Here is a 13658-nt window from a genome sequence, read left to right as displayed (position 1 = left end):
GCGGGCGGCAGGGAACAGAAGAGAGGAGCCTCCGGCGCGAGAACGCACCGGATGACCCTGCTGGGAGACACCGATGACCGTTCGACGACTGAGCGCCGGCCTCGTGGCCGTCGCCCTCTTCACGCCCGGAGTCGCCGCCTGCACCGCCAACGGTGACGCCGGGCCGACCGCCACACCGTCCGCCACCGCATCCGGTGCCGCACCCGAGGCCGACACCGATGCGAAGCAGGCGTTGCTGGACTCGACCCGGGAGATTCGCAACGGCAACTTCAGGTTCACCATGTCCGGTGCCGGCTCGGTGGCGGAGGGGCAGGTGCACCAGCCGAGCCAGAGCGCCGAGATCCGGGTACGCCTCGGCGAGTCGACCGACGACCTGGCGATCAGCCTCGACCTCATCCACGCGAAGCCGGACAGCTGGGTGAAGCTCGACCTCAAGGGCCAGGCGGCGACGAGCGTGCCCGGGGTGGACCGACTCAACCTCGGCAAGTACCAGCACCTCGACCAGAACCGGATCAAGGGCAACCGCAGCCTCGGCTTCGACTTCGAGAAGGTCGACCCGGCCGGCAGCGAAGCGTTGACCCAGGCTGTCACCGACGTCCAACGCACCGGCGACGGCGCGTACGCCGGCACCCTCGACCTGTCCAAGGCAGCCGACGCCGGGTCGCTCGACCCGACGCTTGTCACCGCGCTCGGCGCGGAGGCGAACTCCGTACCGTTCACCGCGACCACCGACGCCCAGGGGCGACTCACCGAGCTTGTCATCAAGCTGCCCGAGGCTGGCCGGGCTGCCGGTCAGGAGATCAAGGTGACGTACGCCGACTACGGCAACGCGACCGAGGCGACCAAGCCGTCGGCCGACCAGGTCGTCGAGGCGCCGCCGGAGCTGTACAACCTCCTCGACTGAGCGCGGAGGGCGGCGACGCGCGGCCGACCGGCGGACGCCGACCCACCTCGCTGATCATGAACGTACGCATCGCGGCGGGAGCCCACCGGCTCCCGCCGCGCCCTACCGGTGGCCCTGCTCGTAGCTTCGGCGGGCGGGTCGGTCAGTGAGGCGGCCCGGCTCGTCGCTTCGGCGGCCTGGTTGGTTGCTGAGGCGGCCGGGTCGTCGCGCTGAGGTGGATCGGGGAGCGGCGGCGCTGCTCGGCCTGAGTCAGCTGGCCGGGTCCGGTCGCGCGGCGTCGATGCGGGCGCGGGCCCCGTCGAGCCAGCGCTGGCAGATGACCGTCAGGGCCTCGCCGCGCTCCCACAGCGCCAGCGACTCCTCCAGCGACGTGCCGCCGGCCTCCAGCCGCTCCACCACCGAGGCGAGTTCAGCGCGGGCCTGCTCGTAGCTGAGTCGCTCGTCCGACCCGCTGGTCTTCTCGTCAGTCATCGCACCCATCTCAGCACAACCGCCTGACACCCCGGACGACCGCACCGCCGTTCACGCGCGCCGGACGGCAGGGTCGGGCTGCCACCCGGTGCGGGATCACCAGGCGGGGCCGGTCAGGTGTCGACAGTGGCGGCCAGTTCGCCGTCGGCGAGGCGTACCCGCAGCGGGTCGCCGGGAGCCACCTCGGTGGCCGCGCGTACGACGTGACCGTCGGCGCGTTGCACGATGGCGTAGCCGCGGTCGAGGGTGGCGGCCGGGGAGAGCGCGCGCAGCCGGGCCAGGGTGTGCCGGAGGTCGTCGTCGGCGGCGGCGAGGCGGTGGTCCAGGCAGCGGCCGGCGCGCTGGCGCAGCGCGGCCAGCTCGGCGGCGCGCTGCTCGACCATCACCTGCGGGCGGGCCAGCACCGGCCGGGAGCGTAGCGCGTCGATCCGGTGGGACTCCCGATCGACGAGGTTGTGCACGGCCCGATGCAGCCGGTGCCGGGCCTGCTTGATCAGGCGTACCTCCTCGGCCAGGTCGGGCACCACCCGCTTGGCCGCGTCGGTGGGGGTCGACGCCCGGACGTCGGCCACGTAGTCGACGAGCGGTGCGTCCGTCTCGTGGCCGATCGCACTGACCACGGGCGTACGACAGGCGAAGACGGCCCGGCACAGCGCCTCGTCGGAGAAGGGGAGCAGATCCTCGATGCCGCCCCCGCCCCGGGCCAGGATGATCACGTCGATGCTCGGGTCCGCGTCCAACACCTTGAGTGCGTCCACGATCTGGGGGACGGCGCTCGGGCCCTGGACTGCCACGTTCACCGTCCGGAACTCCACAGCAGGCCAGCGGCGGCGGGCGTTCGTCAGCACGTCCCGTTCGGCTGCGCTGGCCCGACCGGTGATGAGCCCGATGCGCTGCGGCAGAAACGGTGGACGGCGCTTGCGGGCCCGGTCGAACAGTCCCTCGGCGGCCAGCAGCTTCTTGAGCTTCTCCAGGCGGGCGAGCAGTTCACCGAGGCCGACCTGGCGGATCTCGTCCGCACGCAGGCTGAGCGTGCCCCGGGCGGCGTAGAACTCGGGCTTGGCGTGCAGCACCACCCGGGCGCCCTCGCGCAGCTCCGGCGCGCCGGAGTCGAGGACGTCACGGTTGGTGGTGACGGTGAGACTCAGGTCGGCGGACGGGTCACGCAGCGTCAGGAACACCGTGCTGGCGCCGGGGCGTCGACTGATCTGCGCCACCTGCCCGTCGACCCACACCCACCCGAGCCGGGCCACCCAGGCGCCGATCTTCTGGCTGACCACCCGCACCGGCCACGGCTCATCCGAGCTGCTCTTCCCGACCGCCCCGCCATTCTCACCCGCACTCACCCGATCACCCTACGGTCCGCCACCCCGACAGCGTTGATCATGAGGTTGTTGTTGCCGGCACGGCGTGTCGCGGGTGACAACTTCATGATCGACGGGCGGTGGGCGTCGTCTCGCGCGCTGCTGGGTCGGGGAGCGGCACGTACGATGGGGGGGTGATTGAGGCTGAGGTGACTTCCCGGACCGGCAAGCGCGTGCTCCTGGCCAAGCCCCGTGGCTACTGCGCGGGCGTGGACCGGGCGGTGCAGACCGTCGAGGAGGCGCTCAAGCTCTACGGTGCCCCCATCTACGTCCGCAAGCAGATCGTGCACAACAAGCACGTGGTGCGGACGCTTGAGGCCCAGGGCGCGATCTTCGTGGAGGAGAACGAGGAGGTGCCCGAGGGCGCCACGGTGATCTTCTCCGCGCACGGCGTCGCACCCGAGGTCTACGAGCAGGCGAAGCAGCGGTCGCTCAAGGCGATCGACGCCACCTGCCCGTTGGTGACGAAGGTGCACCACGAGGCGAAGCGGTTCGCCGCCGAGGACTACGACATCCTGCTCATCGGCCACGAGGGGCACGAGGAGGTCATCGGCACGGCCGGCGAGGCGCCGGAGCACATCCAACTGGTGGACGGCCCCGAGGACGCCGACCGGATCACCGTGCGCGACCCGAACAAGGTCGTCTGGCTGTCGCAGACCACGCTGTCGGTGGACGAGACGATGGAGACCGTGGCCCGGCTCAAGAAGCGACTGCCGATGCTCCAGTCGCCGCCCAGCGACGACATCTGCTACGCCACCAGCAACCGGCAGCACGTGATCAAGGAGATCGCACCGGAGTGCGACGTGGTGATCGTCGTCGGCTCCCGCAACTCGTCAAACTCGGTACGCCTGGTCGAGGTGGCCCTGGACGGCGGTGCCCGTGGCGGTCACCTCGTCGACTTTGCTCACGAGATCGAGGACGCCTGGCTCGCCGACGCGCGGACCGTGGGTCTGACCTCGGGCGCGAGCGTGCCGGAGGAACTGGTGCAGGAGGTGCTGGCACACCTCGCCGAGCGTGGCTTCACCGACGTCGAGGAGGTGGTGACCGCGAACGAGCGGCTGACCTTCTCCCTCCCGCAGGAGCTCAAGCGCGACATGAAGGCCGCTGCCGCTGCCGCGGCGCGCGACTGAGCGCGATGGAACTGTTCACCGCTCCGGTGCGTCAGAGCTTGGTATGAGGACCCTTCGGATCGCCGCCACCGCGTTGATCGTCTGCACGGCGCTCGCCGCCTGCGGCGGCCAGGATGCGGGGGACGGCACCACCACCCCCACCCCGACGGGAGCGTCACCCGTGACCGAGCTGCCGACCCCGGACCCGAGCCTGCCCGCACCCTCGCCCTCCGATCCGGTGGACCCGACGGCACCGACCACCCGACCGACGGTTCGGCCCAGCGCCCCGTCCAAGCCGCCGACTACCGGCGAGATGACCCTTACCGGTCGGATCGAGTCCGGCGTCGAGCCCGGCTGCCTGCTGCTCGACGGCTACCTGCTGCTCGGCGGCCCCCGCGACGTGCTGACCGCGGGCTCGTCGGTGACGGTGACCGGCCGTCCCGACCCGACCATGATGTCCACCTGCCAGCAGGGCACCCCGTTCGTGGTGGCTTCCGCCAAGCGCGGCTGACCGAGGATCCGGGGGACCTCGCCGGCACGGGACGATGAGCTTGATCAGTTGATGGCAGGATGCCCCGGTGCGGTACCGACCGATCCTTGCTGCGGCGGCCGGTGCTCTCGCCGTCGTCCACGTCGTCGGCATTCTGACCGGTGTGCCCCTGCTACGCCAGGCCGAGCTGGCCGCGTTGCTGCTGCTGTCGGCGTACGCGTTGACCGCGCGGCCACCGGGCCGGTCCTGGGTGGTGCCGGTAGCGCTCACCGCGCTGGTCGTCGACGCCTGGGTCACGATGCCCGCCGAATCCGCCGACCAGGGCTGGCAGGTGCTTCGGCCCGGTGCGGCTGACGCCACCCAGGGATTCGTCACCGGCGCCCGCCTGAGCTGGGCGGCGCTGGTCTTCGTCCTGGTTCTACTGCTGACCGTGCGGTGGCGGGAGGCCCGCCCGAGCCGTCCCACTTTCGCCGGGACGGTGCTGGCGGCGGTCCTGGTGACCGGGTACGCGGTGGTCCGGCTGGTCGAGATCCATCGTGCGGTACCGGACGCTCAGCGGCTCCGGCCCGGCTTCGGCGGCCAGCCCGACCTGGCGGTGACCGCCGCTGTGCTGGCACCCCTCACCCTCGCCCTGGGTGCGCTCGTCCTGGCCGCCCTCCTGTCCGGACGCCGGCAGCGGCTCGCCGCCGGTGGTGCCGCACTGCTGGCCCTGGTCGCCCTGACGTACCTGGATGCGGCGCTGTCCCTGACGCCGCTACCGTCGTACCTCGAACGAGGCACGCTGTCCACTGCCGCGTTCCAGGGCACCGAGAGGCTGCCCGCGCTCGGACCGGCAATCGTCGCCGCCGTCGAGTTGAGCGCGTACCTGCTGCTCGTGGTGGGTGTGAGCGCCCGTCAGGCGGTACCGGCCGGGCCGGGCGGCCGGTCGCACCGGTAGTCATCCCGCAAGGACGGAAGCCCGTCTCCGGGGGACCGGAGACGGGCTTCCTGGTGGTGCGGGTGGTGGGTCAGTTCACCGCGCCGACGGAGACCGCGCCGCGGCCGACGACCGCGCCTTCGGTGGTCACCACGGCCAGCTCACCGAAGAGTGTCCGGCCCGCGGGCGGGGCCGCCAGGGCGGTCACCGTACCCGAGATGGTGCCGGTGGCGCCGTGCGCCAGGGTGAGGGTGCCGCCCGACGCCGCGAGGGTGCCGAGCGCCGGGGAGGAGAACGAGTCCCGGTAGTCGTACTCGGTGCTGCCACCGGCACCGTCGACCGAGTACGCCTCCACGACGACGGTGTAGGTGCCCGCCGGCGGGTTGGCGATGGTCACGAACTCCTCGGAGTCGCCGTCGGCGTTGTACTGGACCAGTGCGCCGTCCCGGTACACGAACAGGTCGAGGTCGGCACCGGCGTTCGACGGGTTACCGATGCGGGCGGTGAAGCTGGTGGCTCCCGCCGGCACCTCCACGGTGAACTCCTGCGTCGCGTACTCGACGATCGTCGGCCGCTCAGAGTGCGAGCTGGCCAGTGCGCCACCCTGACCGGTCACCGTGACCGGGCCGAAGGTGTTCTTCAGTGTCCAGGTGACCGGGGTCGGGGTGCCGGTGGTCACCGACGGCAGTTCGACAACTGCCGGTTCGACGGCGACGCCCTGCACCCGTGCCTGGAGCTGGTACGGGTTGTTCAGCGCCGGTGAGGTCCGCCGGGACTCGACCTCGATCTCCCAGACACCCGGCATCGGGTTCTGGTAGTCACGCTCGAAGGCGTTGCAGGCGCTGGCGAAGTTGGTGTAGCAGGTCAGGCTTGAGGTGCTCTCCACCGGAACGCCGTACGGGTTGAACGCGATGAAGCGGGTCTGCGAACCGGTGGCGATGCCGGAGAGGTTCACCTGCAGCGCACCGGCACCCGGGGGAACCGTCACGAAGTACGACGTGGTGCTGTTCCGGTCCACCGAGCCCTGCGCCGAGTAGGCGAAGTTGGGCTTGCTGACGTCGTTCGAGGCCACCACGACGGCGGAGACCTCGAAGTCGATCGTGTTGGTGGCCGGGTCGTCGACGGTCACGATCGTGCCGTGCGCGCCGGCGGTCTTCGGCTTGGCGGTGATCGTGATGGTGACGGTGCTGTTCAGCGGCAGCGTGACATTCTTCGGCGCCGAGAAGGTGCCGTCGTTGCCGCGCAGGCCGACGTTGTGCTTGACGTTGCCGGCCGGGCCGCTGGTCCGGGTCAGCTTGACCTGGTACGACTTCGACTGGTTGACCTTGTGGCCGCCGTCGGCGGAGCCGCAGCGGTTGTAGACGCCGGTGCCGCGGTGCGGGGTGGCCAACTGGCCGGAGAGCACCGTGCAGACCGGGGCGTCGGAGGTGTACGAGCGGGTCTGCACACCCTTCTTCAGCAGCTTCCAGGCACCCGGCACGTCGAACATTCCGTAACCCTGCCCGTAGGTCGGGGTGTCGGCGATCGGCTTGGCCGAGGTGTAGATCGCCCGGCGCAGCATCTCCGGGGTGATGCCCTTGTCGGTCGCCTTGGCGGCCGAGAGCAGCAGCGCGGCGGCGCCGGCGGCCTGCGGAGAGGCCATCGACGTGCCGTTGAACATGCCGTAGCCCGGCGGCAGCGCGTAGCCGGCCTCGGCGACGGGGCTGCCGGCCTGCCACACCGGGGTGGTGGAGATGGCCGAACCCGGCGCCGCGATGTTCGGCTTGGCGCCACCATCCTCACGCGGGCCGCGCGAGGAGAAGTTGAACAGGGCGTTCTTCTTCTTGACCACCGAGCCGTAGTTGGCCAGCCAGGTGTCCTTGCTGACGCTCGCGGCGACACTCACCACGTTCGCCGACGCGGACGGGTCGCCGATGGTGTTCACACCCGGGCCGGAGTTGCCGGCCGAGATGAACATCTGCACCCCGTACGTGGTGATCAGGTTGTTGTAGAGGGTGGCGCGGGCGTTGTTGCCGTCGTTGAGCGCGGGCAGGCCACCGATCGACATGTTGATCACGTCGACCCCGCGGTTGATCACCAGATCGGCCATGCCGGTGGTGAGTGCGGCGGCCGTGCAGCCACCGCCCCAGGAGCAGGCACGGGAGGAAACGATCTTGGCGCCGGGGGCGGCACCGTCGAACGCGCCGTTGCCCAGCATGTCGTTGGCGGCGGTGATGCCGGCGACGTGCGTGCCGTGCGCGCTCTCGATGATGCCGATGTTGACGTAGTCGACCAGGCCGGGGCCGCCGATCGGAGTGGTGTTGACGTTCTTGCGGTACTCGACGACGAACGACATCCGCTCCTTGACCGGAGTCGCCGGGTTGTCGGTGCCGAAGTGGCCGACGTCGAACTTCTCCCTGTACGGCCGCATCACGGCCTCGTCGGTGAAGTCGCCGTCCTGGTCGGTGTCGACCCAGGTGTTGTTGGTGGCCGGGTCGAACAGGATGCCGAACTGGTCGGTGTTGTCCCCGTCGCGGTTGACGTCACCGCCCGGTTCGCTGTTGTTCGTGGTGTTCTCGCTGAACAGGTTGAACCGGTAGGTGCCGGCCGGCGCGGTCCAGGTGCGACCGGCCAGGGAGAACGAGGGCCCGGTCACCTGGTTGACCATCGGCCGCCAGGTGAGGTCCTCGAACGGGTCGGTCGCGGTCACCCAGTCGACGATCTTGCGCTCGCCGGTGGTGGTCTTCTGCAGCGCCGGGTGCTCCAGGTCCACGCCGGAGTCCATGATGCCGATGGTGACGCCGCGGCCGTCCCACTTCTTGTTCTGCTTGACGAACTTGACCGCACCGGTCTCGTTCGTGGGCATGTACGGGTTGTCGGCCTTGGTGTTGGCACCCGGCCCGCTCAGCGTGCTGCCCTGCTTGGCGGCCTTCTTGCCGCCCGGGGCGACCTCCGGCGACGGGTCCGGCAACTGGATCTTCTCGTCCAGGTCGATCGAGGCGACGCCCGGCAGAGTGGCGGCCTTTACCGCCTTGCCGGTCGGCACCGTGGCGAGCACGTATCCGATGGTGTCGTAGCGCTCGGTGACGGCAGCGCCGAGGTCGGCGAGGTCGTCGGCGACGTCCTTCGCCTTGCCCTTGTCGGTGGCGACGATCATCGTGACGGTGGGGGCCTTCTTGGCCTCCGCCTCGGCGAGCAACTTGGCGTCGTGCTGGTCCAACGCTTCGGCGGGGGTGGCCTGCGCGGCGTCGGGTCCGGCAGGAGCGGCGCTTGCGGTGGCGGCACCGCCCGCCACGGTCACGGCGCTGGCCGCCATCACCGAGGCGAAGAGCGCGGCCGAGGTACGCCGGCTCAGGTTTCGGGGTTTACTCACGTTCTCTTTCCTCCAGAGAACAGGGCGCCCTCAGATGCAGGGCACGCGTGAGCGAAATCCTTCGTGGTGCCGACCGTCGATGTCACTACCGCCAGGTACGTTGTGACCATCTCGTGATATGCGAGACGCTCATTGTCACATCGAAGATGATAGGGGCTGTTTTCAGTTAGACCGAGTTCGATCATCTGAAGTGGATTCCGGGAGCAGTTCCGGCGCTTGCGGCTGCCGGGGCGCCAACTCCACCTGCCCCGGCGTCGGCAGTTCCTGATCCGATACGCCCAGCTCCGCCAGCTTGCGGGCGCTGACCAGCACCCGCGCCTCCAACGAGCCCACCGCCCGGTTGTACGCGGTCACCGCGCCACCGAGCGAGGCGCCGAGCTTGCCCACGTGGTCACCGAGCGTCGACAGCCGGCCGTACAGTTCCCGCGCCAACGTGTGCACCGCCATCGCGTTGCGGGTCAACTGTTCCTGCCGCCACGACCAGGCGACAGTACGCAGCAACGCGACAAGGGTGGCCGGGGTGGCCAGCACCACGTTGCGGGCGAACGCGTGCTCCAACAGCGTCGGATCGCGTTGCAGGGCGACATCCAGGAACGGATCGGCCGGTACGAAGAGCACCACGAACTCCGGAGTGGACTCGAACGCCGACCAGTAGGACTTGGCGGCCAACGCGTCGACGTGCGCCCGGAGATGCTTCGCGTGCGCGTCGAGGTGGCTGTCCCGCCCCCGCTCGTCGCGCGCCTCCATCGCGGTGAGGTACGCGTCGAACGGCGCCTTGGCGTCCACCACCACACTCCGGCCGCCGTGCAGGCGGACCACCAGATCGGGGCGTACCGTCTGCTGGTCGGTGGCGGCGGTGACCTGCTCGGCGAAGTCGCAGTGCTCCAGCATGCCGGCGGCCTCGACGATGCGGCGCAACTGGTGCTCGCCCCACCGGCCGCGTACCTGGGGCGCGCGCAACGCCGCCACCAGCTGTTTCGTCTCCGTCCGCAGTTCGCCGGAGACCGTGCTCATGGCGCGGACCTGCTCGCGCAGTTCGGCGTACGCGTCGACCCGCTCATGTTCGAGGTCGGCGACCCGCTGCTCGTAGCGTCGCAGTGTCTCGTGCAGCGGTGCCACCGCGCGCGCGACCGCCTCCTGCGACTGGGCTGTCGCCTCGTAACTCAACGCCCGCATCGACTGCTCCAGCCGCCCTTCTCCCTCACGGGTGGCGCGCAGTGTGGCGTCCAACCGGGCGATCTCGGTCGTCGAGCGGGACCGGGCGGCGAACCAGCCGATCGCACCGCCGGCGCCGAGACAGACGACGACAACCGCCAGGGTCGAGAGCTCCATCCTCACGAGCTTGCCAAAGGCGGGCCCTCCGCGCCCGGACGGGTGCGCGGTGATTCACCGAGCCGGGCTCGTCGCACCGGGGACCGTCGGCCCAGGCTCGTGCGTCGAGCTGGTGACGGGGACTTCTGACACACCCGTTCGCTACGGTCGGCGCAGGGAAACGCAGGAAGGCTTCGAATGGCGCGAGTTCTCTTGGACGTCACGATGTCACTGGACGGCTTCATGGCCGGCCCCAACGTCAGCGTCGAGCACCCGATGGGCAAGGGCGGCCTTCGTCTGCACGAATGGCTTTTCAACACCTCGACCAGCGAGGTGGACGCTGCGATCGAACGGGAGATGTCGGAGACCACCGGCGCTGTGGTACTCGGCCGCCGAACGTTCGACGTGGGCGTCAACGTCTGGAACGACACCCCCTACCCGGTGCCCTGCTTCGTGCTGACCCACGACCCGCTGGCCGAGCGGGTGGAGAAGAACGGCACGTTCACCTTCGTCACCGACGTGCACGAGGCCCACGACCGCGCCACCGCCGCCGCCGGCGAGCACGATGTCCGGCTGATGGGCGCAACGGTCGGCCAGCATTTCCTGACCGCCGGTCTGGTCGACGAGATCCGGGTCCAGCTCGCTCCCGTACTGCTCGGCGCGGGCCGTCGGCTGTTCGAGCAACTGGGCGACGAGCACATCGAGTTGGAGCGGCTGGCCGTGGTCGAATCACCGTACGTGACGCACCTGCGCTACCGGGTCCGCCGGGACGCCGCACCACGGTCCTGAGCCTCCCGGTGGTCGCGACGGGCCCCTCCTGCGCCGAGGCGTGCCGAGGGGCCCTTCCGTACACCTCAGCCGGTGTTGCGCATTCCGGCCGCGATGCCGTTGACAGTGGTGAGCAGGGCCCGCTCCAGGGCGGTGCCGTCGCTGGGTGCGCGTCGGCCGCCCGGCGCGGTGGCCACCGCCCGCCCGGCCGCACCCGAGTCGCGGTACTGCCGCAGCAGCGCCACCTGGAGGTGGTGCAGCGGCTCCAGGTAGGTGTCGCGCACGGCGAGGGTGCGTTGCAGCACCGGGGAATTCTCCAGCAGGTCCGGTGAGTCGGTGACCGCGAGCACCTCGCGCCGGGTCAGCTCGTACTCCTGCTCGATCTTGTCGAAGATCGGGTGCAACTGCTTCGGGACCAGGGTCTCCACGTACCGGCGGGCGATGCCGAGGTCGGTCTTGGTCAGCATCATCTCCACGTTGGACAGGAACGTGCGGAAGAAGTGCCAGTTGCGGTGCATCTCGGCCAGCACGTCGGCCAGCCCGGCCTCCCGGGCGGCGGCCAGGCCGGAGCCGACCCCGAACCAGCCGGGCACGATCTGCCGGGTCTGGGTCCAGCCGAACACCCACGGGATGGCCCGCAACCCGGACAACCCGGCACCGGTGTTCGGCCGCTTCGCCGGCCGGGAGCCGATGTTCAGCGCACCGAGCAACTCGGTAGGAGTGGACGCCCAGAAGTACGCGGGCAGGTCCGGGTCCTCCACCAGCGAGCGGTACGACCGGAACGCCGACTCGGAGACCACGTCCATCGCCGCGTCCCAGCGTTCCAGCATCTCGGCCGGTTGCCGGGGCGCGGTGTGCAGCAGCGTCGCCTGGAGCACAGCGGCCACGCTCAGCTCCAGGTTCTCCCGGGCCAGCGCCGGCAGCGTGTACTTGTCGGAGATGACCTCACCCTGCTCGGTCACCTTGATCGCGCCATCCAGGGTGCCGTACGGCTGGGCCAGGATCGCGTCGTGCGTGGGGCCGCCGCCGCGCCCGACCGTGCCGCCCCGGCCGTGGAAGAGCCGCAGGTGCACCCCGTGCCGGGCGGCCACGTCGCGAAGTGCGCGCTGGGCCCGGTGGATGGACCACTGGCTGGTGGTGATGCCGGCCTCCTTGTTGGAGTCGGAGTAGCCGAGCATCACCTCCTGCACGTCACCTCGGGCCGCCACCAGCGCCCGGTACGCCGGCAGCGACAGCAGTTCGTCGAGCAACTCGCCGCCGGAGTTCAGCTCGGCCGGCGTCTCCAGCAACGGCACGATGCCGATCCGCGCCCGGCCGCTGTGCACGTCCACAAGGCCGGCCTCGCGGGCGAGCACCACCGCGGCGAGCACGTCGTCCACACCGAGGGTCATCGAGATGATGTACGACTCGATGATCTCGGAACCGAACCGGTCCTGCGCCTCACGAATGGTGCTGAACACGTCGAACGTCTTGCGGGCCGACTCGCTGAGCGGGGTGTCCGCCGTCGACAGCGGCCGGCGACTGGCCAGCTCGTCGGCGAGCAGCTTGGTGCGCTCCAACCGGCTCAGCGACGGGTAGTCGTCGACCTCGCCGACCGCCGCGTACAGCTGGGTGAGCACCTCGTGGTGCTTCTCGGCGTGCTCGCGCACGTCCATGGTCGCCAGGTGCAGGCCGAACGCGGATACGGTACGGATCGTCGAGGCGAGCCGGCCGACGGCGGTGAGCTGACCGGAGTTGCGGGCCAGCGAGGCACGCAGCAGATCCAGGTCGGCGATCAGCTCGGCCGAACCTCGGTAGTCCCGACCCGGTACGTGCGGGGTGCCCTGGCGCAGCCGGGCCCGGGTGTTGGCGAGCTTGGCGCGGACACAGCGGGCCTTGAGCCGGTAGGGCTCCTCGGCGTTGACCCGGCGGAACCGGGCTGCCACCTCGGGCAGCGCGTCGAGGTCGGCGGCGAGGCTGGCGGACAGGTCGAGCGACACCCCGCGCAGTCGCCGGGACACCGACACCTCGTTGATCAGCTCCTCCATGGCCGCCTCGGTGGCGGTCAGGCCATGCTCGTGCTGAATGGCCAGCACCTCGCGGGTCACCGCCGGGGTGACGAACGGGTTACCGTCCCGGTCACCGCCGATCCAGGTGCCGAAGGTCAGTGGCCGGGCCGTCGGCGAGGTCTCCACGCCGAGCGTACGCAGCGTCTCGGCGAGGTCGTCGAGCACCTGCGGCGCCGCCTCGGCGTACAGGTCGCGCAGGTAGTAGATGGCGTTACGCGCCTCGTCGGTCGGGTCCGGTCGGTCCAGCCGCAGCTCGTCGGTCTGCCACATCAGGTCGAGCAGCTCGGCCAGCCGCCGGTTCGCCGGACCCTCGTCACTGGCGCCGTAGAGAATCGCGTTCGCCGTCTCGGCGTCCAGCTCGTCGGCGATCGCGCGCAGCTTCGACAGGATCGACCGGCGGGCCGCCTCGGTCGGGTGGGCGGTGAAGACCGGACGTACCGCCAGCCGACGGGCCACCGACGCGATCTCCTCGGCCGGCACCCCGCGCTCGGCGATCATCTTGGCCGCCTGGTCCAGCCAGCCGCCCTGGATGGCGCGGCGGCGGCGCAGGTCGCGGGCCCGGTGCACCTGTTCGGTGATGTTGGCCAGGTGGAAGTAGGTGGAGAAGGCGCGGGCCAGCTTGGTGCCGGTGGTCACATCGAGCCCGCCGAGCCGCCGGGCGGCGGCCGGGGCATCGGTGCGGACCTGGGCGCGGATCTCCTCGACGAGGTCGAGCAGCGGGCGCCCCTCCTGGCGGGCCAGGGTCTGCCCGAGCAACGTGCCCAACCTGCGGATGTCGGCGCGGAGGGCGGCGTCGGGGCCGTCGTGATCGTGCTGGTCGGTCACCATGCGCTCCTCACGTCAGGTACGAAGGACAGCGCTGTCCGACTCCCCCGATCGTATCCACGTGAACCCGCCGGAAAGGAGGGGCCCCAGGTTGTCGCGT

At 70.6% G+C, this 13658-nt stretch carries 10 protein-coding genes; 5 read left to right on the top strand and 5 right to left on the bottom strand.

The annotated features are described in order from the left end of the window. Positions 1-73: 73 nt before the first annotated feature. The gene (locus tag CLT74_RS17815) at positions 74-904 is read left to right on the top strand and encodes a hypothetical protein (protein WP_099847548.1); all 831 of its coding nucleotides are present in this window, start codon (positions 74-76) and stop codon (positions 902-904) included. A 249-nt stretch (positions 905-1153) separates the two neighbouring features. Here CLT74_RS17815 and CLT74_RS17810 read toward each other — a convergent pair whose 3' ends face one another. Continuing rightward, positions 1154-1384, bottom strand: coding sequence for an exodeoxyribonuclease VII small subunit (locus CLT74_RS17810; RefSeq protein ID WP_486582389.1), 231 nt, complete (start codon positions 1382-1384; stop codon positions 1154-1156). A 104-nt stretch (positions 1385-1488) separates the two neighbouring features. Next, positions 1489-2721 carry an exodeoxyribonuclease VII large subunit gene (xseA, locus tag CLT74_RS17805; RefSeq protein WP_099847547.1) on the bottom strand — a complete coding sequence of 411 codons (1233 nt, stop codon included), beginning with the start codon at positions 2719-2721 and terminating at the stop codon, positions 1489-1491. 152 nt (positions 2722-2873) lie between these two features. Here xseA and CLT74_RS17800 point away from each other — a divergent pair, with 152 nt between their 5' ends. From CLT74_RS17800 to CLT74_RS17790, 3 genes are all read left to right on the top strand, one after another. Continuing rightward, positions 2874-3869: a 4-hydroxy-3-methylbut-2-enyl diphosphate reductase gene (locus tag CLT74_RS17800; protein WP_099847546.1), complete on the top strand. Its 996-nt coding sequence runs from the start codon at positions 2874-2876 to the stop codon at positions 3867-3869. A 43-nt stretch (positions 3870-3912) separates the two neighbouring features. Beyond that, the gene (locus CLT74_RS17795) at positions 3913-4359 is read left to right on the top strand and encodes a hypothetical protein (RefSeq protein WP_099847545.1); all 447 of its coding nucleotides are present in this window, start codon (positions 3913-3915) and stop codon (positions 4357-4359) included. 67 nt (positions 4360-4426) lie between these two features. Further along, a complete protein-coding gene (locus CLT74_RS17790) occupies positions 4427-5275 on the top strand; it encodes a hypothetical protein (RefSeq protein WP_099847544.1) in 849 nt (282 codons plus the stop codon). 70 nt (positions 5276-5345) lie between these two features. Here the strand turns inward: CLT74_RS17790 and CLT74_RS17785 are convergent, their stop codons facing one another. Both CLT74_RS17785 and CLT74_RS17780 read right to left on the bottom strand, forming a co-directional pair. Further along, a complete protein-coding gene (locus CLT74_RS17785) occupies positions 5346-8606 on the bottom strand; it encodes a S8 family serine peptidase (RefSeq protein WP_099847543.1) in 3261 nt (1086 codons plus the stop codon). Positions 8607-8768: 162 nt separating this feature from the next. Then, on the bottom strand, positions 8769-9938 hold the full coding sequence (locus tag CLT74_RS17780) for a DNA recombination protein RmuC (protein WP_099847542.1): 1170 nt from the start codon (positions 9936-9938) through the stop codon (positions 8769-8771). A 177-nt stretch (positions 9939-10115) separates the two neighbouring features. On the opposite strand from CLT74_RS17780, the gene CLT74_RS17775 reads away from it, so the two are divergent. Beyond that, positions 10116-10706 carry a dihydrofolate reductase family protein gene (locus CLT74_RS17775; RefSeq protein ID WP_099847541.1) on the top strand — a complete coding sequence of 197 codons (591 nt, stop codon included), beginning with the start codon at positions 10116-10118 and terminating at the stop codon, positions 10704-10706. Between the two features lie 65 nt (positions 10707-10771). Here CLT74_RS17775 and ppc read toward each other — a convergent pair whose 3' ends face one another. Then, the gene (gene ppc / locus CLT74_RS17770; RefSeq protein WP_099852252.1) at positions 10772-13558 is read right to left on the bottom strand and encodes a phosphoenolpyruvate carboxylase; all 2787 of its coding nucleotides are present in this window, start codon (positions 13556-13558) and stop codon (positions 10772-10774) included. Positions 13559-13658: the final 100 nt, after the last annotated feature.

It is taken from the genome of Verrucosispora sp. CNZ293 (genome assembly GCF_002754655.1).
This window is presented reverse-complemented; position numbering and strand designations above follow the sequence as displayed.

Excerpts from the sequence above, each read along its gene's own strand:
- CLT74_RS17795 (WP_099847545.1), top strand. The coding sequence starts at position 3,913 with ATGAGGACCCTTCGGATCGCCGCCACCGCGTTGATCGTCTGCACGGCG.
- CLT74_RS17810 (WP_486582389.1), bottom strand. The coding sequence starts at position 1,384 with ATGGGTGCGATGACTGACGAGAAGACCAGCGGGTCGGACGAGCGACTC.
- CLT74_RS17815 (WP_099847548.1), top strand. The coding sequence starts at position 74 with ATGACCGTTCGACGACTGAGCGCCGGCCTCGTGGCCGTCGCCCTCTTC.
- CLT74_RS17775 (WP_099847541.1), top strand. The coding sequence starts at position 10,116 with ATGGCGCGAGTTCTCTTGGACGTCACGATGTCACTGGACGGCTTCATG.
- CLT74_RS17780 (WP_099847542.1), bottom strand. The coding sequence starts at position 9,938 with ATGGAGCTCTCGACCCTGGCGGTTGTCGTCGTCTGTCTCGGCGCCGGC.